Origin of the sequence: Faecalibacterium sp. IP-3-29, from assembly GCF_023347335.1 — a bacterium.
GTDB classification, from domain to species: Bacteria; Bacillota; Clostridia; order Oscillospirales; family Ruminococcaceae; genus Faecalibacterium; species Faecalibacterium duncaniae.
On the sequence record NZ_CP094471.1, the window covers coordinates 1,957,987 to 1,982,280 of the forward strand.

The window sequence follows — 24,294 nt, forward strand, 5'->3', positions numbered from 1 at the left end:
CTCCTTCCAGCTCCAGCCGGAGGAGAGGAACGGTCAGTCGTCCGCAGGGTCTGTGCCCTGCTTCTTTTCTCGCATCGACTGGAGATACCGTATCAAATCATCATTGGACATTTCGGCCGCCTTGCCTGCCACGGGGGTGCCCCGGGCAATGCGGTCCAGATAGAGCCGGATATCGTCCGGCGTACAGTTCACATCGCTGTATTGTGCCGCAAGGCGGCTCAGCTCATTCAGCGCCTCTTCGCTCACAAAGGGACGCAGGGTGGAAAGGCTGATCTCGATCCCCTGCTCCTGGCACTGCAGAAACGCTTCGTACAGCTCCTTCTGCTGGGGCAGAACGAACTTTTCCGGGCTGAGCTGGGCTCGCACCTGCGGGATATAGCTGGGCTCCCGGAGCATGGCGGCCAGCAGCCGCTGTTCTGCCGAGGCAACCCCCAGCGCCTGAGAGCCGCCCGCACTGTAAGGCACGCTGATCTGGTGCATCTCACCGGACTGCAGCCGTGCCTGATTCTGCGCCCACCGGCGCTTGCTGTTGGAGCGCTTTACTGCATCGGCAAGCTGGGTCATTATGGCGGTCTTGGAGATGTTTGTCTCCTCGGCCAGCCGCCCGGCGTAGACCTCCTGCTCGGTGGGGTTGGAGCGCTCCGCCAGCATATTCACGGCTTCTTTGACATATTCCAGCCGCTGGGCATCCTGCTTGAGGTCGTATTTGTTCTTGAGCCGCCCCAGCCGGAAGTCCAGCGCGTTGCCCACGCCGTCCAGCAGTGCCTTGAACCGCTCGGAGCCATACTTTTTGATGTACTCATCCGGATCTTTTGCACCCGGGATCTGCAGCACGCCCACCTTGACCGGGCTGTTGCGGAACAGTTCCAGCGAGCGCAGGGTAGCCTTCTGGCCGGCCTCATCCGAGTCGTAGCTCAGGATGACCTCCTCCGCGTACTGGCTGATGAGCTTTACCTGATCCGGAGTCAGGGCCGTGCCGCAGGCGCAGACCGCCGTGTCGATCCCCGCCTGATGCATGGAAATAACGTCCATGTAACCCTCGCAGAGAACGAACCGCCGGGAAGCGCTCTTCTTGGCGATCTGCAGTGCGAACACGGTATCCGACTTGTGGTAGACCAGTGTCTCGGGGCTGTTGACGTACTTGGGTTTGGAATCGTCCAGCACACGCCCGCCAAAGGCAATGATGTTGCCCCGCAGGTCAAAGATGGGGGTCATCACCCGCTTCCAGAACAGGCAGTAGATCCGGCCCGACTGGCTGCGCTTGAACAACCCGCTGGCATCCAGCTCCTGCTGGTTGTACCCCTTATCGCGCAGATACTGGTACAGCCCCTGCCCGTCATCCGGTGCATAGCCCAGCCCGAACCGGACGATGGTCTTGTCGTCCAGACCGCGCCGCCGCCAGTAGGCCCGGGCCTGCCGGGCTTCCTCGACCGTGGAGTTCAGGCAGGCGTGGAAGTACCGTGCGGCTTCCTTGTTCATGGAAAGGATGCGGCTTCGCAGGCGGCCCGTCTTGTCGTCCTCCTGCGGCTCCGGCATTCCCGCGCGGGCAGCCAGCATCTTGACCGCCTCGGTGTAGTCGATGCTGTTGATGCGGCGGACGAAGTGAATGACATCGCCGCCCACGCCGCAGCCAAAGCAGTAAAAGCTCTGGGTGTCCGGGTAGACGTAGAACGAGGGGGTCTTTTCACTGTGGAAGGGGCACAGGCCGCCATACAGCCGCCCCTTCCGCTTGAGCTGGACATAGTTGCCCACCACATCCACGATATCGGTGCGGCGGGTCAGTTCCTCAATATATTCGTGTGGGATCATTTTGGTATTCCGATGCTCCTTTTATAACACATGCCACTTGCGGGGCACAAAGACATCCTCAAAGGTACGGATGGCAAATTCATCGCTCATGCCGCTGATATAGTCCGTCACTGCGCGGTCGCGTCCTTCCTGATAGGCCAGCTGCAGGTAGAAGTTGGACATCTGTTCGATGTGGGTCAGGTAATACTCGTACAGCTCGGTGAGCACCTTTTCCACCTTCTGTTCTTCCTTTTTGGCGCTGCGATCCACATAGACGGTGCGGTACATGAAATCCTTGAGAGCCAGGAAGGCTTCGTTCTCCTCTGCGCCCACCTGCACATCCCCCTCGCTGCTGCGCAGGATGCTGTTGATCATGGTGGTGATGCGCTGCGACTTCGTCTCACCCAGCACGGCGGTGCATTCTCTGGGCAGGGTGGCCGGGTCCAGCACACCGGCACGCACGGCATCCTCGATATCGTGGTTCACAAAAGCGATCTGATCCGCCATGCGGACGATGCGTCCCTCCGGGGTGGCCGCCCAGGTGCCCTTGGTATGGGTCACGATGCCGTTGCGCACCTCCCAGGTCAGGTTCAGGCCCCTGCCGTCCTTTTCCAGCTTGTCCACCACCCGCAGACTCTGCATATAATGCCGGAATCCCTCCGGGCAGAGCTTGTCCAGTGCGCTCTCCCCTGCGTGGCCAAAGGGCGTGTGCCCCAGGTCATGGGCCAGGCTGATGGCCTCGGTCAGATCCTCGTTGAGACGCAGGGCGCGGGCAATGGTGCGGGCGATCTGCGCTACCTCCAGCGTGTGGGTGAGCCGGGTGCGGTAGAGGTCGCCCTCCGGCGAGAGAAATACCTGGGTTTTCTGCTTGAGCCGCCGGAACGCCTTGCAGTGGATGATCCGGTCACGGTCCCGCTGGAACACCGGACGGATAGGGTCCTGCTCTTCGGGCCTCACCCTGCCCCGGCTGGCATCGCTGAATGTTGCCCAGGGGGCCAAGGTCAGCCGCTCGATCTCTTCGGTGCGCTGTCGTACATCCATCAGGAACCCTCACTTTCTGTTTTCTCCCCCTCCTCTCGCACGGCGCAGCCGATCCCCATGCCGCGTCTGCGGCAAGTATAGCACACCCGCCCTGTCGAAGGGGGAAAGTTTTTGTCTTGGAACGAATAAAATTTCTCGATCTTGCTGTCGCTCCCCAGACTTCCCCGCAGGGAAGCCAGTGTCATAACAGCCGGCAGGCAATTTTCCGGTCAGAACGGAGCGTAGAACGGCTGCGATACGCTCACCTGTGCAGCGCCCCGGGTCAGCTCCCGGAGCTGCTCCAGCAAGGGCGGCTCCGTACCCTCAGGCATCTGCCAGCGCAGGGTGACACGGTCGGTGAACTGAGGGTCTGCAAGCTTTGCCCCCGCCGCCTGGATGAGCAGCGCCGCCCGCTCATAGAGCGAGTAGTCCACAGTTACCTCCAACTCCACCACACTGCGTACCGTGACCACCTCGGCGGCTTCCAGCGCGCGGGCGGTGGCGGTGGTATAGGCCCGCACCAGGCCGCCGGTGCCCAGCAGCACGCCGCCAAAGTACCGGGTGATGACCACGACAAGGTCGGTCAAACCGCTGTGCTGCAGTACTTCCAGCGCCGGGGTTCCCGCCGTCTTGGCCGGTTCACCGTCATCGGAGTAGCGCTCCCGGTTGCCCTCCCGCAGGCGGTAGGCATAGACATTGTGCCGGGCTGTGCGGTTGGCTGCCCGCACCTGCTCCAAAAAAGCCACCGCCTTTTCCTCGCTGTCCGCAAAGGAGAGCTGTGCAATAAAGCGGCTCTTCTTTTCCTCATATTCTCCGGTGGCCGTGCCCCGGATGGTGCGGTAATCCTCCACGCTGGTTCCTCCTGCCCATTGATTTGATTTATTTAATAAGTATAGCATAAATCCCGGCAAAGAAAAAGCCTGCTTGCTGGCACTGCGTACCGTAAAACTCCCGTTTCAATCTTCACGAGTGATTTTTCTTGGAAGAAGCCCCGCCGAAGAACATCTGCCCGGCATTATATAAGCGAAAGAATGTATGAAAAAGAAGAAACACATCTCAGAAGAGCAGCATTATCTCTGTGAAATCGGTCTGGAAAAGATGCCATATGGATCTTCCTGGCTCTACAAATCTTATACAGAGGAAAGCCTCACGCACATCAAGATTACGGCCTATTATAGTGTGGGCGAGGCTTTTCTTCAAGCTTCCATTGCAGCATGGGGGAATCTATGGGATTGCCGTGCCGCGCTTCGCAAGTTGGTATCCTCCGTCTATCTGGAAAGCGATTTGAACCTTCCATTCGGAAAAAACGGAAAATTTTTATTCCAACTTGGGTATACTCCTGTTGTGTCCGACATGAAGAAAATCGTTCAGAAAACCGCCGCATTGTCTTTCCCCAAATGGGCGTTAGCCGTATGGGATATGGATACTGCAACAATATATATGGTCAAATACGACAGAAGTCATTGATTTTCTTTGTTTATCTGTGATACCATTCGTTACGAGACCAACAGCGTTGCTCTCTTCGCTTATGGTTGAGACTCCGGCACTCAAAGAAACTTTCCGAAAAACACAACGAGGTGACCATTTTTGAAACGTCGAACTTTTCTTGTCTGCACCGCTGCACTTTTTTGCGGTGCGCTTCTGGCAGGAGGCTGCACTCAAAAAACTTCTCAGCCCGTCCTTCAGCAAATTGAATACTCCAATTTGGCAGATTCGGATACACAAGCTCTTCTTTCCAAGCTTTTGCAGGATGCCGGCGTATCCGACCTACGGATACAGACCTTCTTTGATCATGTGCAAAAGTTCAACAATGCTGTGGACCCGGCGTGGCTCACCACAGGGTTTGAAAATGCCAAGCCTTCGGATCTGAAATACGATCCTTACTCCATGCAGGACGCATGGACAGAAAAATACGATACCTTCCCCGGCTGGAACTGTCGGATCACTGCCTGTGGGCTGTTCGGTGATTTTATCACTGTCACGGGCAAGGCAGACCTTGACTCAGCCGAGGATACCCTGTTTATGGACTATGAAACGCTGGATTCTGACCCGGAATCCCTTTGCGGCGACGAACGGCAAAAGTTTGATGCGCTGTTCGCCCCGGTTAAAACCACCAATACGACCGATATTCCTACCCATTTGAAAACGATTCAACAGGAATGGAAGAAACGCGGTCTCTCCTTCGTAGAAGATGATAAGATCCGTCTCGTCTCCGTAGTCCTGCACGATCAGTTCTCTGAAACGGACAATTCTCTTATGATCGGTCATGTCGGCGTTATGCTTCCCACATCGGATGCAGTATATTTCGTTGAAAAGGTCGCTTTTCAGGAGCCGTATCGCTTGTTGAATTTCAAAAATCGAACCGAGTTGAGCGATTATCTGATGCTGAAATACGACAGCTCGTGGGGACAGGATACTGCCCACACCTTTATTATGGAAAATTCAGACTTGATGGACGGCTGGCGCATTCTTGACGAACAGAAAGACGCAAGCTAAAAGCATCGCATTCGTTGGGTCGTAGACTTGTTGGCTGTGGATCGCATTTTTTACCGGCACGGTTCTACTCTTCTTATTTATAAGGAATCCTTCTCATTTTTCAGTAGATTCTTCCAGATTCTTTCGGTACTGTGCCGGACTGACACCATACTCTTTCTTGAATACCCGGCTAAAATAGAGTGGGTTATCATACCCTACGATCTCTGCAATTTCTCCAATATTGTATTCGGTGTTCTCCAATAAGCTTTGTGCATTTACCATCCGAAGGGACAGGATGTATTGTGCAGGGCTTATTTTCATGTACTGCTTAAAATTACGGATAAACCAGTTCGTACTGATATGCAGCGATTCTGCGTAATCGTCCACACTGACCTTTGTATTATAATTCTCGTTAAAGTAGGCAACGGCGGCTTCGATTTCTTCGGGGATGCTTGTAGTTGTTTTCTCGCTTTCCTGCTGTTGCCTGCTTACTAAAAACAGAATGATGTTAAAGAGAGAAGCAATATAGTCTTCATAGCCATATTCACATTGTTGCAGTTCCCGGATGATCTTTCGGAACAGCATTTTGTAATCCGGCAGTGTGCCGCTGTAAAAAACGTGCTTGTCCAAGGGTATTCCGTGATAGTTCAGGATGTTTTTGACATCATATCCTGTAAAGTGAATCCAGAACACCTCTGGATGATCTTCTACATAGTAGACATACTTCTGGATTTCTTGCGGCTGATAAAGCACCATATGTCCAGAAGTCACCACTTCCTCAACACCATCGAACCAGAAGTGTGCTTTACCAGATGCCACATAGAGGATTTGATAGTCTCTGCGACCCTTTGCCCAAAAAGTAGGTAGCTTAGGGCGTTTTTTCAAGCGATAAGTGCCGCAGCTGCCTACGACCAGCGGCTTTGAGTAGTCTTTGAAATCCAAACGGGAGTTGTTCAAATATCCTGAGTTGAAGTACATCCCTGCGTCCTCCTCATCTTCAGAGATTTTACAGTGATTTGGGAAATGTTCTATCAAAAAATTACAAACTCTTTGATTTTGTGCATATTTTGTTCCATCTTGTCTATATCTTTTCGTTCCATTAGATTCTATAATATTTTCAGACGAAACGCAAGAGATTTGGGCAACTTGCGTAATGAGAATTCCAGTCTGAAGTGCGCAGCAGATTGGTCGCGCCCACACAAAACAAGCAAGATGGGAGAAAGCACAATGACTGGGAAACGTTATCTAAAGTGGTATAATAAAGTCGGCTATGGCTCAGGCGATATTGCAGGCAACGTGGTGTACGCATTCCTGTCCTCCTTCGTCATGATCTATCTGACCAACACCGTTGGCCTGAACCCCGGTATTGTCGGCACTCTGATTGCAGTTTCCAAACTGCTGGACGGTGTGACGGACATTTTCTTTGGTTCTTTGATTGACAAAACGCATTCTAAGATGGGCAAAGCCCGTCCTTGGATGCTGTACGGCTACATTGGCTGTGCCATTACGCTGGTGGCAATTTTCGCCATCCCGACCAATCTGGGACAGTTTGCACAGTACGCATGGTTCCTGATCGCATATACTCTGCTGAACGCTGTATTCTACACTGCCAACAACATTGCTTACTCTGCACTGACTGCTCTCGTCACGAAGAACAGTGCCGAACAGGTCGAGATGGGTTCTTGGCGTTTCATGTTCGCCTTTGCCACCAGCCTGCTCATCCAGTCCATCACGCTGGGTGCTGTTACGGCATTGGGCGGTGGTGCTGCCGGTTGGCGCACGGTTGCAATCATCTACGCCATCATCGGTCTGCTTGTCAACACCCTCTCCGTTTTCTCCGTGAAGGAACTGCCGGAAGGCGAATTGGTGGATACCACCAACAAAAAGGAAATCGAGCAGGACGAAAAGTACAATCTGGTTCAGGCTGCAAAGCTGCTTGCTGGTAACAAATATTATATGATGATTTGCGTCACCTACATTTTGCAGCAGATCTACGGTGCCATGATCAGCATGGGCACCTACTATGCAACCTACATCCTTGGCAACCAGAATCTGTTCGGTGTATTCTCTTGGGCAATCAACATTCCTCTGATCATCGCACTGGTGTTCACCCCGACCTTGGTTGCAAAGTGGAATGGAATGTATAAGCTGAATGTAATGAGCTATACTCTGGCAACGATTTCTCGTGCACTGGTTGCTGTAGCTGGTTACATGGGCAGCGGCAATGTGACCTTGATGCTGCTCTTTACTGCAATCGCAGCTCTTGGTCAGGGTCCTTGGCAGGGCGATATGAACGCTGCAATTGCTGCTTGCTCTGAATATACTTGGCTGACGAAGCATAAGCGCGTGGATGGCACGATGTACTCCTGCACTTCTCTCGGCGTGAAGCTGGGCGGCGGTCTGGGTACTGCCATCACCGGCTGGCTGCTGGCAGCAAGCCATTTTGACAGCGCTCTGACCGTTCAGCCGGATTCCTGCATCAATATGCTGAAGATCATGTATCTGGTGATTCCGTTTGCTCTGGATGCCATCATCACCTTCATTCTCTCTCGTATGAAGGTCGAAGAAGCAAATGAAAAACTGCGTGCAGCAGTCTGATAACAAGCCATTATCATTTCTCCTTCATCTGCTGTTCCCCGGAGGAATCCAGCGATTCCTCCGGGGAGGCTGGAGAAATATTATAAAATTATAAAAGGTAAATGAGGAAATACTATGGCTGCATTTGATTTTGCAAAAGTAAAAGACCCCACCTTTTTCAAGGAAAACGTGCTGAATGCTCATGCAAGTTTCCGTACTTACGCTTCCCGCGAAGAATATCTGGCAGGAGAATCTTCGCTTGCGCTGAAGCTGGACGGTATCTGGAAATTCGCCTACGCAAAGAACTACACCAGTGCCATCCCTGGCTTTGAAAAGACAGATTACGATTGCAGCGGCTGGGATGACATTCATGTTCCGGCACACATCCAGATGGAGGGCTACGACATTCCCCAGTACGCGAATATTCAGTATCCGTGGGATGGCCGTGAAGAAGTACAACCGGGCGAGATCCCGCAGCGGTTCAATCCGGTGGCAAGCTATGTAAAATACTTCGAGCTGCCGGAATCCATGCAGGGCAAGCCCGTCCGCATCGAGTTCGAGGGTGTGGAAAGCGGCATGGCTCTTTGGCTGAACGGGTCTTATGTGGGTTACACCGAGGACAGCTTCTCCGCACACGCATTCGATCTGACTCCCTATCTCCAGCCGGGCGTGAACAAACTTGCTGTGCAGGTGTTCAAGTGGACTTCCTCCAGCTGGTGCGAAGATCAGGACTTCTTCCGCTTTTCCGGCATCTTCCGCAGCGTGTGGCTGTACGCCATCCCCACCGTGCATCTGGAAGATGTATCCGTCAAAACGCTGTTTGCCGGGGATGATTTTACTCATTCCACGCTGGAAGTTGCATTGCAGGTGGAGGGTAAGGGCGCAGCCCGTCTGACCCTGCGCCGCAGTGAACTGGAAGTGTTCTCCGAAAAAATCCCGCTGAACGGCGGCTCTGCGCTGTTCAGCCATGCGGTGGAAAACCCCCACCTGTGGAGTGCAGAAGACCCGGCTCTGTATGAACTGGAAATTGAGCTGCTGGACGATGCAGGCCATCTGGTAGAGGTGACCGGGCAGAAAATCGGTTTCCGCAAGTTCGAGCTGAAGAACAATCGGATGCTGCTCAACGGCAAGCGCATCGTGTTCAAGGGTGCCAACCGTCATGAGTTCAGCTCCATTACGGGTCGTGCTGTGGGCGTACACACCCATGAGGAACTGCTTCGGGATATCATCACCATGAAGCAGAACAACATCAATGCCATCCGCACCAGCCATTACCAGAATCAGGATGCACTGTACGACCTGTGCGACGAGTACGGACTGTACATGATCGCAGAGAACAATCTGGAATCCCATGGCACATGGGATATTCATCAGGCGGGCATTCGCGGCATCGAGGGCGTTTTGCCCAATGATAAGCCGGAGTGGAAAGCTGTCTTGTTTGACCGCATGAATTCCACTTACCAGCGTGATAAAAACCATCCTGCTGTTCTGATCTGGTCTCTGGGCAACGAATCGTTTGGTGGTGAGACCCTGCTCCAGATGGCAGAGATGGTCCGCCGCTTTGATGACACCCGTCTGGTGCATTACGAAGGTGTGGTCAATGATCCCCGCTTCCTCGAAACCACCGATATCGAGAGCCATATGTACAGCACTGTGAAGGACATTAAAGAGTATCTGGCACAGGGCGATAAGCGGCCTTATATCGAGTGCGAATACTCTCATGCTATGGGCAACTCCAACGGTGCTTTGCACAAGTACACGGAACTTGCCGACCAGAAGGACTGCGGCTATCAGGGCGGCTTTATCTGGGATTACATCGACCAGTCCATCTGGAAAAAAGACCGCTACGGCAAGTGGTTCCAAGCCTACGGCGGCGACTTCGGTGAGCGTCCTACCGACTATAATTTCAGCGGAAACGGCATTGCCTACGGTGGTGACCGTGCTCCTTCTCCCAAGATGCAGGAGGTCAAGTTCTGCTATCAGAACATTGCAGTTTCCATCGACAACTCTGGCTTCGAAGTCCGGAACAAGAACCTGTTCACCTCTACGGGTGCTTTCGACTGCGTTGCACTGCTGCATCGTGATGGAAAGCTGTATCAGCAGCAGAAACTGACCAATATTGATGTTGCTCCCGAAGAGCGTTCCAGCTTCCCGCTGCCGTTTATGGTTCCTGCGCTCCCCGGTGAATATGCAGTGACCATCAGCTTCCGTTTGAAGGAGGACACCAGCTGGGCAAAGAAGGGCCATGAAGTCGCCTTTGGACAGGGTGTGATCGCTGTGGTTCGTTCCATTCCCAGCAAGAAGGTCACGCCGTTTACCGTTACGCACGGTACACACAACATCGGTGTCCGTGGTGAGAATTTCGATGTTTTGTTCTCCGATCTGAACGGCGGTCTGACTTCCTACCGCTATGCCGGCAAGGAGATGATTCAGGAGATTCCCCGGCCCAACTTCTGGCGCGCTCCCACCGACAACGACTGCGGCAACAACATGGGCGGCGTTCGCGGCCAGTGGAAGCTGGCAAGCCTGTACGCTACCGCCAAGGGCATCGGCAGGGAGATTCCGTCTGTTCACGGCGGCACCATCCTCCAGAACCCCACCTGCGAGGTGGAAGCCGACAGCGTTGTCGTGACCTATCTCTATAACCTCCAGACCAGCCCCGCAGCAGAGTGCAGCCTGCAGTACCGCGTGTTCGGTGATGGCCGCATCCAGACCACCCTGCACTATGACCCGGTGGAAGGACTTGCAGCAATGCCGGAGTTCGGCGTACTGTTCAAGATCGACGCTGACTACGACACGGTGGAGTGGTACGGAAACGGCCCTGCGGAGACCTACTGGGATCGTCAGCATGGTGCAAAGCTGGGCATTTACCAGAACAAGGTCGCAGACAACATGGCACAGTACCTTGTGCCGCAGGAGTGCGGTGCAAAGACCGCTGTGCGCTGGGCAAAGGTAATGGACCGCAAGGGTCGTGGGCTGCTGTTTACCGCGGATGCCGCAAAGCCCATGTTCTTCTCTGCGCTGCCCTACACTCCCCATGAAATGGAGAGTGCCAAGCATCCCTACGAACTGCCCCCGGTCCATTACACGGTCATCCGTGCTATGGGAGAGCAGATGGGCGTTGGCGGCGATGACAGCTGGGGTGCCAATGTCCACCCGGAGTATATTCCCGATGTGACCAAGCCTGTGGAGTTCACCTTTACGTTCCGTGGCATCTGACCCTCGTTATTAAGACACCTTCGCGTTGAGATAAGGACATCCCTGCATGAGATTCCTATCAAAAGCGAGGGTGTCTTTTTTGGTATCACAAAATCTCAATTCCTGACGCCACTATTTATAAGTAGTGCTTCGCTCTATATAAGTAGCGTTGCTATGTCAAAATAACCGTATTCTGCTTTTGTTCAGAGCATTTCTTTGAATGGTTCTCCAAACTTTCTTTAACGTATTGAAGTATACAAATTTTTAGGATATAAAAAAATCCAACGATTTCTAACGTGAAATCGTTGGATTTTTGTCGGAGTGTAATTATAGGATCTGGAAAAAACCAGTCATATCAATGGTTTTAGGGCAGCAAGCGAGAGGTTTTTATCCTAAAAATCAATTTCCATACCCATTTCTTTTAATTTGGTTCTGTATGCCAGAATATCTTCTTTTTTCGCCAAACGAAGTATGTTATCAGGAGGCGATATGGTATTTATGAATTCTATTCGGTGTCCGGTTAATTCGAGGGTAGACTTAGCCAAATTGAAAGTAATAATTTCTTCCGGATCAAAAAAATCATTCTGGAACATATCAGAATAAAGGCTTGCAACGGTGTACAAAGGGAACATAATAAAAAACTTAATAATGGACTGCCAATCTTACACAAAGTACCGCCCAAACGAGACTACGGGCGGTATTTTTTGTATCATGGCGGAGAAAGGAGGAACTTCCCACGGGGGCTTGACTGAAAAGTTGAGCCCCTTTTTTCATGCCAAAAAACAGGAGGTAAATGCTTATGGCAGATGATAAAACCACAAAAACGCCGGAACAGCCGGTAACGGATAGCGGGCCGGGCAAGGAAACGCCTCCCGCTCCCCCAAAAGAGCCGGAGAAGGTTTCCGTTTCCCCGGAGCCGGAAAAAAAGACGGAACCGGAGGTAAAGAACCCACAGGTTTCTGTCTATAACTTCGCTGAAATTATGAAGGAAAAGAAGGTCGAGGAACGGGCGGCAGCTCCCAGCGGGGAAAAGCCTGACCCGGCAAAAGTGGAGAAACCGGAAAAGCAGCCGGAGACTCCGAAAAAAGCAGATGAAAAACCCAAAGAGCCGGAACAGCCGAAGCGCCGGGGCCGTCCCCCGAAGGCAGATAAGGACAAGGCCGCAGCCCCGAAGTCCAAAGCCCCCGCACAGAAACCGGAAAAGACGGTCAAAAAGGAGCCGGAGAAAAAAACGGCTCCAACGGTGCAGACCGCTCCCACTCCGAAGAAACCTGAAAAGCCGCAGGATGCACCACGCCGGGGCAAGGAGCAGATCGTCTATATCAAGCTGAATGAACTCCACGCTTTCAAGAACCATCCCTTTGAGGTTCGGGATGATGAAGAAATGCGGGCTATGGTGTCCAGCGTCAAGGACAAGGGCGTTACCCAGCCCGCTATCGTCCGTCCCCGTGAGGATGGCGGCTATGAGATCGTGTCCGGCCACCGCCGCCAGAAAGCCAGTGAGCTTGCCGGATATGCGGATATGCCCTGTATCGTCCGAAACCTGACAGACGATGAAGCCATCACCCAGATGGTCGAGGACAATCTCAACCAGCGTGAAGAAATCCTACCCAGTGAGCGGGCCAAAGCCTTAAAAATGCAGCTTGAGGCTATCAAGCACCAGGGCTCCCGCACTTCGGGCCAAATTGACCCGAAGGACGCTGGCAAACGCTCCAACGAGATCGTGGCCGAGCGCAATAAGATGGCCGTCAAACAGGTGCAGCGGTATATCCGGCTGAATGAGCTGGTTCCCGACCTGATGAAGCTGATGGATGAAAAAAAGCTGGGCTTTACTACGGCGGTGGAGCTTTCCTATATCGGCAAGAAGAACCAGAACTATATCGCCGTCGCCATTGACAGCCAGCAGTCCTCGCCTTCACAGGCGCAGGCAAAGCGTATGCGTGAGTTGGACGAAAAGAAGCTACTCAACGGGGATGTGATCGACGGCATTATGATGGAGGACAAAAAGGAGGTAGACAAAGTGATTTTGACAGGTGCGGAACTGAGCAAGTATTTCGGCAAGGAAACTACGCCGAGGGAAATGAAGGACCAGATCATCAAGCTGCTGGACGACTGGAAGGGTCAGCAGAAGGAACACGAAAAGCCGGAGAAGAAAACCGAACAGGAAAAGTAAGCCCAAACTTCGGGTCAGCATGGCCCGAGGATTGCGGGGCTCTGCCCCGCGCCCCGAAGCTCTGGAGATATAAATTATTCCCCGTCGCCAGTTATTCCGTAGCATAGCCGGGAAAATCAGTCAAGGGCAGCGCCGCCGCAGGCGGTGCCGGAGGCACCCTTGACGGATTTCTCCCGGTTATGCTTTTTCCCGGTCAAGCGACGGGGATATAAATTCTCCAGAGCCGTTCCCCTTCCCGGGGGAAGGGGCGGAGGGGTTGGGCGATACCTTGCTTTTCCCTAAACCAAAACAGAAATGGAGGTTCAACCAATGAAACGACCTTTAGCATACCTGACCGCCGCATGGAGCGGCGAGCCGGATGTTGATATGGAGCTGGCGGCCCACTACTGCCGTCTTACTTATGAGGCGGGCTTTTCCCCGATCTGCCCGCTCTTGTACCTGCCGCTGTTTTTGAATGACAGCGTTCCCGAGGAACATAAGGCCGGGATTGATATGCGCCGGGATATGCTGCGGCGCTCCCATACCCTGATCGTCTGCGGCAGCGCTGTGGACGAGGATGTAAAAAATGATATTGCGGTTGCCGGGCGGCTGGGCATTGCGGCGACCACACTGGAAGGGGTGCTTGCCGTGAAGGGACACGGCACCCCGGGCCATGCCGGACATTAAGCTGGGGAGCCTTTTCGACGGGATCGGCGTGTTCCCTCTGGCTGCTTCCCGGTGCGGTATCCGTCCGGTATGGGCCAGTGAGATTGAAAAAGCGCCCATCTCCATAACCAAAAGGCACTTTCCCGACATGGTGCATTTGGGAGATATTACGAAGGTGGACGGCGGGAAAATCCCACCTGTCCATATAATTACCTTCGGTTCCCCCTGTCAGAACCTTTCTCTGATCGGCAACCGCTCCGGCCTTGCCGGGGCAAAATCAAGCCTGTTCTATCAGGCGTTTCGTATCATACAGGAAATGAGGGATGCTACTGATAACCTATATCCAGCTATCGCTGTTTGGGAAAACGTCATGGGAGCGTTTTCTACAAATGACCGGATGGACTTTAGAGCCGTCCTATCCGCCTTCTCGGACACCGAAGTTCCAATGCCTCCTTCGGGAAGATGGGGAAACGCCGGAATGGTGCGAGGGGGAACGCCTGATGTGTGCTGGCGGCTCATGGACGCCCAGTATTGGGCAGGCACCCGAAGGCTGGCACGAAGGCAGCGGATTTTCGTCGTGGCGGATTTTGGAGGCAGACGTGCCGCAGACATACTATTTAAGCTCCGTCCAATGCTCCCACTTCCTCCGCCTTGCGGAGAGGGCGGGTGGGCCGCCGCCGAAGGAGATCGAACAGCTTCTTTTGAAACAGGGCGGCAGATACCAGTCATCCACCCCTTTCAGTGCTTCCGTATGCGGGGATCGGCAAAAAGGCAGGAAGAAACGGCCTTCCGAAACAGCTTCGGATTACCAACTGACCCTTTTCCCACTCTTTTAGCCAGTGACGTGACGCCCTTCGCCTTCTGGTATGAGGGCGACCCGGAGGGCGGCTGTATCCGTTTTCTGACGGAAACAGAAAGTGAACGGCTGATGGGGCTGCCGGAGGGCTGGACAAAGTACGGGGCGGACGGCGTGGAGATTCGGCCTCTGCAACGCTACAAGGCGCTGGGAAATGCGATTGCCCTCCCTTGCGCCGATTACATTATGGCCGGGATTTATGAGGTGCTGGCTGACCGGGCCGGAAAGGAGGAATGAGCCCATGTTTGAAGCCTATATAACCAATACAGCCCTATACCCCTTAATGGGGATTGAGGTAGGGACAACGGTACATTTCCCCATGACGACACAGGAGTTGCAGGCCGCCCTTGCCAAAATCGGGATAGACGGAAAACGGTACAGCGAAGTGTTCTTTACCAGCTTTGACAGTGATGTGCTGGGACTCTACGATCATCTCTACGAATGTGAGAACATCGACGAGCTGAACGAGCTGGGCCACGCCCTGCTGGAAGTACGGGATAAGGGCGGACTGGAAACCTTTGAAGCCGCTCTTGTCTTGGGAAACCACACACGGAGCGTGAAGGATTTGATAAACCTGACGCAGAACCTTGACCTTTACCGCTTTTACCCGGATATTTCTGATGATGAAGGGCTGGGCCGTCTGTACGCCGACGAGCTTGGAACCATCGACATACCGGAGCACATTCAGAACTACTTCGATTATGAAGCATACGGACGGGATGTGCGTATCAACGAGGGCGGCGTATTCGCTCCCGGTGGGTATGTGTCGGTAGTCCCGGAGGGCTTCAAGGAGTATTATCACGGGCCGCAGGACATCCCGCCGGAACACCGGATATTTGCCTATCCTGAAAAGGCCGAGCCTGTCCACTCCATTCTCGCCGCACTCAAACGGTTTCAAGAAGCCCCGCCCGCTCCGAAGAAGGACAAGGCGGGGCCTTCCCATGAAGAACGGTAGGACTTCGGGCCAGCATGGCCCGAAGCATGAAGGAGGTGCATACCATCAACTATTACTCTATCAATGAAGGGGCCGCCCGCCGGGCAAAGGAAATGAATAGCTTTTCCGACTACAAGGAAGGGAGCGCAACGGCGGAATACCGGGCAATGGTAGACAAGGCCGCAGCCATAGCCGAACAGCAAAAATCCCGGGTAGACCCCATGTACCATGAGAAGATCGACCATCTGTTAGACACCTACGCCCGCAAGCTGGCCGAAAACATGAACCAGGGCTTTGCCATTGACGCAAGGGTTCCCTCTGTGATGATCGCCGGACCTGCCAATTTCCCGGTGGGAAAGAAGGAAAAACAGAACCGGGCCCGGGACAGCAACATGGAGGAATGGCGGTATATTCAAGGGCTGCTGGATAAGATACGCAGTACCGGCATGGGCGGGATCAGCGCCGATGACCCGGCAGCGATTGAAAAGCTCCAGAAGAAGCTGGACGGGCTGGAACGCTCCCAGCTCATTATGAAGGAGGTCAACGCCTATTACCGCAAGCATGGCAAGCTGGATGGCTGTGCGCTGCTGTCGCCGGACCAGATCGAAAAGCTGAAAGCAAGCATGGCGGCAAACTGGCGGAGCGACCCGAGGCCCTTTGAAAGCTACCAGCTTACCAACAACAATGCGGAGATCCGCCGGGTAAAGGCCCGTATCGAACAGCTCTCCAAACAGGCGCAGCGGGAGTTTTCCGGCTGGGAGTTCGACGGGGGCCGTGTGGAGATGAACCGGGAGGACAACCGCTTGCAGGTATTCTTTGATGGAAAGCCTGACGCGGACACCCGGGCCGAGTTGAAAAGCAGCGGTTTCCGCTGGGCTCCCAGTGTAGGCGCATGGCAGAGGCAGCTCACGGACAACGCCATCCGGGCGGCTGACCGTCTGGAATGTATCAAGCCGCTGTCCGGCGAAAAGCCCTCCCAGCTTCAAAAGAAGCCCTCTATCTTGCAGACCATGCGGGAACAGGGCGAAAAAGTCCAGACGGAGCCGGAAAAGAAAGCTCCGTCCGGCAGAGATGCCGAGCGGTAAGCCTCGGGCCACATTGGCCCGAGGTTTTCTGTTCCCCGAGATTGTACGGGGGCCTCCCGGATAGCGGGAACCCCGACGGAAAGGAGGTTTTATGCAGGAAGAAGTAAACCAAAAAACGGTTGCCCTTTCGATCAGGACAACGAAGCTCACGGGAAAAGTGCTGGCTGCCGCTCTTGGGAAGGTAGCGCGGGCGCTGCAAAAGCACCACCGGAAGGCGCTGACCCCGCAGGGACGCCAGAGTGTAAAAAAGCTGATGAACCACTATGGCGGCAAAAGCGCCATGCCCTATGTGGGAGCCCCAAAGGATTTTGACCGGATCGCAAAGGAGTTCCATGTGGACTACGCTTTCCATAAAGTGAGCCCCGGTCATTACCTACTGTTTTTCAAAGCCAATCAGGCGGACGCTATCACGGCGGCCTTCCAGAAGTACAGCGCAAAGGTGCTGAACAAAGAGCAGGACAAGGCTTCCATCCTCGGCCAGCTTCGGAAATTCACGGAGCAGATCAGGACGCAGGCAAAGGAAAAGCAGCGGACCAGAGAGGCGGTGAAGGACGGACGTTGAGTGACAAGATTAGAAAATATGTGCTCCCAAACCTGCCGTACCTCTTTGTGTTCTGGTTCTTCTCCAAAATCGGGACGGCCTACCGGATCGCCCCCGGCACAGACTTCGGGACAAAGCTCATGGGGATGCTCGATACCTTCCCCAAAGCCTTTGAAACCTACTGGCCGGGGCTGGGCGGTATTGACCTGCTGGTGGGCCTTGCCGGTGCGGCTGGGGTGTATCTGCTGATACAGTCAAAGATCAGGCAGGCGAAAAAATTCCGGCGGGATGCGGAGTACGGCACCGCCCGCTTTGGAACAAAGGAGGATATAAAGCCGTTTGTAGACCCTAAATTTCAGAACAATGTCATTCTGACCGGGACGGAGTTCCTGACCATGAACACCCGTCCGAAAATACCCGCCAATGCCCGGAACCTAAACGCCTGTGTCATCGGCTCGTCCGGTTCGGGTAAGACAAGGTTCTGGCTGACCCCGCAGCTCCTTCAAGCCCATTCCTCGTATGTGGTGGTAGACCCGAAGGGCGGCACCCTCGATCAGTGCGGGCGGTTCCTGCAACGGGAGAAATACAGGGTGCGGGTGTTCAACAGTATCGACTTTTCAAAATCCATGCACTACAATCCGCTGGCCTATATCAAGACGGAAAGCGATGTTTTGAAATTCGTTACTGCTCTGATCGCCAACACCAAAGGCGACGGCAAGGAGGGCGACGAGTTCTGGACTAAAGCTGAAACCCTCTTGTACTGCGCCCTTGTGGCCTACATCGTCTTTGAGGGGCCGGAGGAAGAACGCAACATGAATACGCTGGTGGAAATGATAAACAGCATGGAAGTCCGGGAGGATGACGAAACCTTCAAAAATGCGGTGGACTATATGTTTGACGGGTTGGAACGTCGCAGCCCCCAGCACTTCGCCGTGAGGCAGTATAAGAAATACAAGCTCGCCAGCGGCAAGACAGCCAAAAGCATCTTGATTTCCTGCGGTGCAAGACTGGCTCCTTTTGATATTCCCCAGCTTCGGGAGATCATGTCTTATGACGAACTGGAGCTGGATAAGCTGGGGGATGAAAAATCGGCGCTGTTCTTTCTTATCAGCGACACGGACACCACCTACAACTTTTTGGTTGCCCTCGCTTTTTCGCAGATGTTCAACCTTCTGTGTGAACGGGCTGATAACACCTATGGCGGGCGTCTGCCCTACCATGTGCGGGTGCTGTGGGACGAGGCTGCCAACACCGGGCAGGTGCCGGGGCTGGAAAAGATTGTGGCCGTCATTCGTTCCCGGGAGATCAGCCTGACGCTCTTTTATCAGGCTATGAGCCAGTGCAAGGCATTGTACAAAGACCATTCCGAAACCATCATGGGAAACATGGACAGTATCGTGTTCCTCGGAGGCCGGGAGGCTTCCACCCTAAAGGATATTTCGGAAAACTGGCTGGGCAAGGCCACCATCTCTATGCAGACCGAGGGCCGAAGCCGGGGACAGTCTGAAAGTTACAGCCAGAATATGCAGCGGCTTGGCCGGGAACTGATGACCACCAGCGAGATCACCACCATGCCCGGGGATAAATGTATCTTGCAGCTTCGGGGGCTCCCGCCCTTCCTGTCCCCGAAGTATGACTTGAAAAAGCACCCGAATTACAAGTACACAGCCGAATTTGATAAAAAGAAAAACGCCTTCCGCTTGGAAAGCCTGTTCCGCCACCGGCCATTGAGACTAAAGCCGGAGGACGAATACACGGTGTACGAAGTGGACGGCTCCGACACGGACGAAGAAGCTGACCTGTTGAATTTCGATGATCTGGACAGCGACGAGTTTGTGTAACTTCGGGCCATGTTGACCCGAAGCGCCGCCGATGTGGGCGGCTTTTTTTGTACTCAAAACCATCAAACAAACAAAATGGAGGAACGTATATGGAATTTTTCAATCAGGCAATCGACATTCTTAAAATTCTGGTCATGGCTCTTGGCGCTGGTCTGGCGGTATGGGGCGTCATCAACCTTCTGGAAGGTTACGGGTCGGACAACCCTGCGGCAAAAAGCCAAGGCATTAAGCAGCTCATGGCGGGCGGCGGTGTCGTTCTGATCGGCCTTCAGCTTATCCCTCTGCTGTCCGGCCTGTTCAGCTAAGTGTCACCCGTTGTCCCTTTTCCAGAAAAGGAGCTGATGTATGGACTTTATCATCGACGCAATCGTTGAATGGCTGAAAGGTCTGCTCGTCGATGGTATCATGGGAAATCTGGACGGCCTTTTCGATAACGTCAATCAGAGCGTTGGCGAAATCGCCACACAGGTAGGCACGACCCCGGCGGACTGGAACGCCGGGGTCTTTTCCATGATACGACAGATCTCCGAAACTGCCATTCTGCCAATCGCCGGGGTCATCCTCACTTTTGTTATGACCTATGAACTGATACAGATGTTCATAGAACGCAACAACCTCCATGAAGTTGACACATGGATGTTTTTTAAGTGGGTGTTCAAAACCTTTGTGGCTGTGATGATCCTGACGAATACCTTCAATATCGTGCTGGCGGTCTTTGATGTGAGCCAGCATGTGATCCAGCAGTCAGCGGGCATTATCCAGAACGGGACAGAAATCACGCCGGATGTGCTGGACAGTCTGCGGACAGAGCTTGAGGCGATGGAGTTAGGCCCTCTGTTCGGACTCTGGCTCCAGTCCTTCCTGATCCAGCTTACCATGATTGCCTTAAACATCGTGATCTTCGTCATCGTATATGGCCGTATGATTGAAATTTATTGCGCGTCCAGAAGCGCCGCTTTTCATCCAAAGGCGGTGCGCGGACATTTTGGGAATCCGGCTTTAGCAAGCCGGTAAAGAAAAGTATCAAAGACGTGAAAAGCGTCACTTTAGCGTCATCCGATTTACCCCGGAGGGAAACCACAAGGGGGACAATAGCGTATCGGAAAAATCGCAAGTTGGGGAAACCATCTACCCACGACTGAGCGGCAAGACGTAACATTGTGAATGAGGAACAAGGCTAAACTGCTTCAAGGGCAGTCCGAGGCGGGATACTCGACCCGGCGGCGCAGGATGGTTGTATTCGCCGTATGTCACAGCGGAATGTGACAGGTAGACACAAACCGCACGATACTTATGACAGCCAGCCGCAATAAGCGGAAAAGGACGAAAACCCATTACCGACATCACAATACGCTTTTCCCAAAGTGTCTAACTGGAGATTGCCTAAACCGGAGTGCCGGGATTATCCGGCTATGCGTAATGCCGCAAGGTGAAAAATTTCAAGGGGTAAAAACCCAAGAAAGATGACGCTGAATATCTGGCATGGCAACGGAGCCTCCGTAGTAGTCCGAGGGCGGGAAAGCCGTCTACATGGCGAAGGGAGGCAGGATGTCAACCAATTCATAAAAAGGAAAGGTGCGTGAGGCATTATGAGAAGTCCTGAAAATGTGTTGGAAAGCCTAAAATCCAAGGCGTGTAACAAGAGTTACAAGTACGAGCGTTTATACCGCAATCTGTACAATCCACAATTCTATCTGCTGGCATATCAGCGGATACAGGCGAAACCAGGCAACATGACAGCCGGAACAGACGGCAAAACCATTGACGGTATGGGAATGGCAAGGATAAACGCCCTCATTGAAAAAATGCGTGATTTCAGCTACCAGCCCAACCCGGCAAGGAGAACGTATATCCCGAAATCCAATGGGAAAATGCGCCCTCTGGGAATACCGTCATTTGACGACAAACTGATACAGGAGGTGGTGCGGCTCATCTTAGAGAGCATCTATGAGCCAACTTTCAGCGACTACTCCCACGGTTTCCGCATAAACAAGAGCTGCCATACGGCACTCAAATATGTGCAGAAATATTTTACGGGGACAAAGTGGTTCGTTGAGGGGGATATAAAGGGCTGTTTTGACAATGTAGACCATCATGTGCTGATTGACATTCTGCGGAAGCGGATTGCAGACGAACATTTCATCGGTCTACTCTGGAAGTTCTTGAAAGCTGGATATATGGAGGATTGGAATTATCACAATACTTATTCCGGTACTCCGCAAGGCTCCATCATCAGCCCTATCCTGGCAAACATCTACATGAACGAACTGGACAGTTATATGGCAGAGTATGCAGAGAAATTCAACTGCGGAAACCGCCGTAAAATCAATCCTGCGTTCAAGAAGAAATTGGATGTCTGCCGAGGGAAAGAACAAAGGCTTAAAAGAAATATCTCTAAAATGAGCGTGGAAGAAAAAGAGGGCTTAATTGCAGAAATCCGGGAACTGCGGCGTAGTCTGAAATCTATACCGTATAGTGACCAGATGGACGATAGCTATAAACGGCTTTGCTATATCCGATACGCCGATGATTTCTTAATCGGAGTTATCGGCAGCAAGGAGGACGCGGAACAAGTAAAACAAGAGGTAGGATGTTTTATCCGGGAAAAACTTCATCTGGAAATGTCCGAAGAAAAAACATTGATTACCCACGGGCATGACTTTGCAAAGTTCTTGGGATACGAGGTCACAATCGCCAAAGGCGAATATAACAAAAAGACCAAAACGGGAGCTACCAGACGAGTAAACAACGGAAAAGTCCTGCTCTATGTTCCCCATGACAAATGGGTGAAACGACTATTATCTTACAATGCCCTCAAAATCAAATATGATAAGCAGAATGGAAATAAGGAGGTTTGGGAGCCGGTCCGGCGCACTCGCCTGTTGCATCTGGACGATTTGGAAGTCCTAAACCAATACAATGCAGAAATCCGTGGATTGTATAACTACTATCGGCTCGCAAATAACGTGACTGTACTCAACAACTTTTACTATGTAATGAGATACAGTATGCTCAAAACCTTTGCTGGAAAATATCGGACACGAATCAGCAGAATTATCCGCAAGTACCGTCAAGGGAAAGATTTTGTTGTGGAGTACCCGAAGAAAAATGGCAAAGTTGGTAAAGTGCTGTTCTACAACAACGGTTTTTGCCGGAATACCAAAGTGGAAAGCGGCAATCCCGATATAGTAGCAAGAGTAGTTGAGAACTATGGACGCAACAGTCTGATGAAAAGGCTGCAAGCGAACAAATGCGAGTGGTGCGGCGCAGAGAATGTGCCGCTCGAAATACACCATGTACGAAAACTCAAAGATTTAAGTGGCAAAAAACAATGGGAAATCGCCATGATTGGGCGCAAGCGCAAGACAATGGCACTCTGTATTGACTGTCACGATAAGTTACACGCTGGAAAATTAGACTGACATCTGGAGAGCCGGATACATCGAGAGGTGTAAGTCCGGTTCGGAGGGGAGTTCTCGGAAACCTGCCATAGTGATATGGTAAGGCGCTGGGTTCTTACCCTACTACTCACAAGTTTAGCGCCTATCCCATTTGCCACAGTCCCCAACAGGGAAACCGGACACATGGGGCAGAACTATTTCCGCTCCCTCTTTGCGGTGGGCTTTCAAGGTCTGTTGATCTTGGTCTGTGTTGCCATCTATGCGGTGCTGATCCAGAGTATCGCCACCGACGGCGACCCCATCGGGGCGATCTGGGGATGCGTGGGATATACGGTGTTGCTGTGTTTTACCTTATTCAAAACAGGCAGTCTTGCAAAATCCATCTTCGGCTGCCATTAAGAGACTTCGGGCCATGCTGACCCGAAGTGGAAAGGAGGCGGTATGCCCCGGCGTTACAAACAGGGTGCGGACGGACAGCCGCACCCGGCTTTCTACGGAAAGCTCCCCGAAGAATTTTCTAAAGCAGACACCATGCGCTTTATGGTGGAAACCGATCTGAAACTGTCCGGGTGCGTATCGGCGGACACGCTGGCGGCACTCCGGGCGGAAGGCTATGACTACAAGGACGGGAACCTTGTTCCCGCCGGAAAGGAGGAAACCATGCAGGAAAAGGTTGCAAACACCACCCCGGCCGCACCGTTGAAGCTGGATGTAAGCGTGCGGGTCATCGAACCTGTGAAAAACCTCATGGGCTTTGCCAGCGTGAAATTCAATGACTGCTTTGTGGTGGAAAATCTGAAAATCGTACAGGGCAGCAAGGGGCTCTTTCTTGGGATGCCCAGCCAGCCAGACGGCAAAGGCGGCTACCGGGATATGGCCTACCCTGTCACAAAGGAGTTCCGGGAACAGCTCAATACCGCTGTGCTGCAAGCCTATGAGGCAAAGCTGGAACAGATGGCGGAGCGCGGCTCTGTGGGGCGTGCGTCCATCAGCGACCAGCTCAAAGCCGGGAAAGCGGCTGCCGAGCAGGCAAAGGCAGAACGGCCCCCGAAGGAAAAGCCCAGCCGTGGGGCGGAGCGTTGACCTCGGGCCATAATGGCCCGAAGCAGAAAGGAGGCGGGAACCATGCCACGCAAACGGATGGGCTATGACGCGGCCTGCTATTACGACGGAAAACTGCTGGGCCGCTGTACCAAAGCGGACAGCGACGCCTATACCCTGTTGATGAACGCCTGCGGCGGGGAGGCCGCCCGTGTCCTGCGGGAATATGCCTATTTTTCCCCGGAACTTCGCGCCATATTGGAAAAGGCGGCGCTCATGCAGGCGAACCGGAGCCGGACGGGCGGAATGTTCCATGGGCCGAAAAGTTCCCCGTGGGGCGAGGTGCAGAGCTGTGAAACCCTCTGTCCAGGGGTGTTTCTGGTATCTACCGCCAGCCACGGCGGAACGATGGTGGCAAACGAGGTAGCCGCCGTCCTCTCCCCAGCAGCGAAAAAGTGCGGCTTCAAGGATAAGGGCTATATCTGCTATGAGGAGGACGCACAGGAAAGTGTGGTGCTCCGGGAGCTGCTGGACAAAAAGCTGTGGAACATCCCCGACCGCATTAAGGACAAAGGGCAGTTTGAAGAAAACCTCAACCAGTCCATCCGGCAGTATAATCCCGAATACTGGAGGGCAAGGCAGAGCGGACGAGAAGCCGTCGAAGCTGCCCGCAGCACAGCCCCGGCCAAAGAGGCCGCAAGATAACCTCGGGCCATGCT

19 protein-coding genes and 3 pseudogenes are annotated in these 24,294 nt (G+C 53.3%); 18 read left to right on the plus strand and 4 right to left on the minus strand.

The genetic code is table 11. The features are described 5' to 3' along the window. Positions 1–33 precede the first annotated feature (33 nt). The 3 genes from dnaG to MTP40_RS09365 all read right to left on the minus strand — a co-directional run bounded on the left by dnaG (position 34) and on the right by MTP40_RS09365 (position 3,659). On the minus strand, positions 34–1,809 hold the full coding sequence (gene dnaG, locus MTP40_RS09355; RefSeq protein WP_249259233.1) for a DNA primase: 1,776 nt from the start codon (positions 1,807–1,809) through the stop codon (positions 34–36). Between the two features lie 21 nt (positions 1,810–1,830). Further along, positions 1,831–2,829, minus strand: a complete 999-nt coding sequence (locus MTP40_RS09360; RefSeq protein WP_097770300.1) for a deoxyguanosinetriphosphate triphosphohydrolase — start codon at positions 2,827–2,829, stop codon at positions 1,831–1,833. 209 nt (positions 2,830–3,038) lie between these two features. Further along, positions 3,039–3,659 (minus strand): IMPACT family protein, encoded by a 621-nt coding sequence (locus MTP40_RS09365; RefSeq protein ID WP_117533319.1) that lies wholly within the window; start codon positions 3,657–3,659, stop codon positions 3,039–3,041. Positions 3,660–3,843: 184 nt separating this feature from the next. Here MTP40_RS09365 and MTP40_RS09370 point away from each other — a divergent pair, with 184 nt between their 5' ends. After that, positions 3,844–4,275 (plus strand): hypothetical protein, encoded by a 432-nt coding sequence (locus tag MTP40_RS09370; protein WP_249259234.1) that lies wholly within the window; start codon positions 3,844–3,846, stop codon positions 4,273–4,275. Between the two features lie 120 nt (positions 4,276–4,395). Beyond that, on the plus strand, positions 4,396–5,304 hold the full coding sequence (locus MTP40_RS09375; RefSeq protein WP_249259235.1) for a DUF4300 family protein: 909 nt from the start codon (positions 4,396–4,398) through the stop codon (positions 5,302–5,304). 93 nt (positions 5,305–5,397) lie between these two features. Here the strand turns inward: MTP40_RS09375 and MTP40_RS09380 are convergent, their stop codons facing one another. Next, entirely contained in the window at positions 5,398–6,261 is an 864-nt protein-coding gene (locus MTP40_RS09380) for a helix-turn-helix domain-containing protein (protein WP_249259236.1), read from the minus strand. A gap of 249 nt (positions 6,262–6,510) precedes the next feature. On the opposite strand from MTP40_RS09380, the gene MTP40_RS09385 reads away from it, so the two are divergent. The 16 genes and pseudogenes from MTP40_RS09385 to MTP40_RS09455 all read left to right on the plus strand — a co-directional run bounded on the left by MTP40_RS09385 (position 6,511) and on the right by MTP40_RS09455 (position 24,280). Then, complete coding sequence (locus MTP40_RS09385; RefSeq protein ID WP_249259237.1) at positions 6,511–7,881, plus strand: MFS transporter; 1,371 nt, start codon at positions 6,511–6,513, stop codon at positions 7,879–7,881. Between the two features lie 114 nt (positions 7,882–7,995). Continuing rightward, positions 7,996–11,079: a glycoside hydrolase family 2 TIM barrel-domain containing protein gene (locus MTP40_RS09390; RefSeq protein ID WP_249259238.1), complete on the plus strand. Its 3,084-nt coding sequence runs from the start codon at positions 7,996–7,998 to the stop codon at positions 11,077–11,079. A gap of 772 nt (positions 11,080–11,851) precedes the next feature. Then, a complete protein-coding gene (locus MTP40_RS09395; RefSeq protein ID WP_118640018.1) occupies positions 11,852–13,231 on the plus strand; it encodes a ParB/RepB/Spo0J family partition protein in 1,380 nt (459 codons plus the stop codon). A gap of 309 nt (positions 13,232–13,540) precedes the next feature. After that, entirely contained in the window at positions 13,541–13,897 is a 357-nt protein-coding gene (locus tag MTP40_RS09400) for a DUF7768 domain-containing protein (protein ID WP_015555151.1), read from the plus strand. Continuing rightward, a pseudogene (locus MTP40_RS14525) lies at positions 13,884–14,297 on the plus strand (DNA cytosine methyltransferase); the annotation flags it as partial. The gene MTP40_RS09400 and the pseudogene MTP40_RS14525, both read left to right, overlap by 14 nt. Positions 14,298–14,720: 423 nt before the next feature. After that, positions 14,721–14,969, plus strand: a complete 249-nt coding sequence (locus MTP40_RS14530) for a DNA cytosine methyltransferase (RefSeq protein ID WP_243035821.1) — start codon at positions 14,721–14,723, stop codon at positions 14,967–14,969. Between the two features lie 4 nt (positions 14,970–14,973). Continuing rightward, complete coding sequence (locus tag MTP40_RS09410; RefSeq protein ID WP_256469138.1) at positions 14,974–15,687, plus strand: antirestriction protein ArdA; 714 nt, start codon at positions 14,974–14,976, stop codon at positions 15,685–15,687. Between the two features lie 26 nt (positions 15,688–15,713). After that, a complete protein-coding gene (locus tag MTP40_RS09415) occupies positions 15,714–16,751 on the plus strand; it encodes a hypothetical protein (RefSeq protein ID WP_249259240.1) in 1,038 nt (345 codons plus the stop codon). Between the two features lie 91 nt (positions 16,752–16,842). Then, on the plus strand, positions 16,843–17,313 hold the full coding sequence (locus MTP40_RS09420) for a PcfB family protein (RefSeq protein WP_015567070.1): 471 nt from the start codon (positions 16,843–16,845) through the stop codon (positions 17,311–17,313). Next, positions 17,310–19,133, plus strand: a complete 1,824-nt coding sequence (locus MTP40_RS09425) for a VirD4-like conjugal transfer protein, CD1115 family (protein ID WP_021425361.1) — start codon at positions 17,310–17,312, stop codon at positions 19,131–19,133. The genes MTP40_RS09420 and MTP40_RS09425 overlap by 4 nt, the downstream gene beginning before the upstream one ends. Positions 19,134–19,222: 89 nt before the next feature. Next, positions 19,223–19,438 carry a Maff2 family mobile element protein gene (locus MTP40_RS09430; RefSeq protein ID WP_016306504.1) on the plus strand — a complete coding sequence of 72 codons (216 nt, stop codon included), beginning with the start codon at positions 19,223–19,225 and terminating at the stop codon, positions 19,436–19,438. A 40-nt stretch (positions 19,439–19,478) separates the two neighbouring features. Continuing rightward, positions 19,479–20,069: pseudogene (locus MTP40_RS09435) on the plus strand (VirB6/TrbL-like conjugal transfer protein, CD1112 family); the annotation flags it as partial. Between the two features lie 653 nt (positions 20,070–20,722). After that, complete coding sequence (locus MTP40_RS09440) at positions 20,723–22,555, plus strand: reverse transcriptase domain-containing protein (protein WP_249259241.1); 1,833 nt, start codon at positions 20,723–20,725, stop codon at positions 22,553–22,555. A gap of 102 nt (positions 22,556–22,657) precedes the next feature. Next, positions 22,658–22,933 (plus strand): annotated as a pseudogene (locus tag MTP40_RS09445) (hypothetical protein); the annotation flags it as partial. Positions 22,934–22,975: 42 nt separating this feature from the next. After that, entirely contained in the window at positions 22,976–23,617 is a 642-nt protein-coding gene (locus MTP40_RS09450) for a septation protein SpoVG family protein (RefSeq protein ID WP_158565097.1), read from the plus strand. Between the two features lie 42 nt (positions 23,618–23,659). Then, positions 23,660–24,280, plus strand: a complete 621-nt coding sequence (locus tag MTP40_RS09455; protein ID WP_442900414.1) for a DUF7007 domain-containing protein — start codon at positions 23,660–23,662, stop codon at positions 24,278–24,280. The last annotated feature ends 14 nt before the right edge of the window (positions 24,281–24,294 follow it).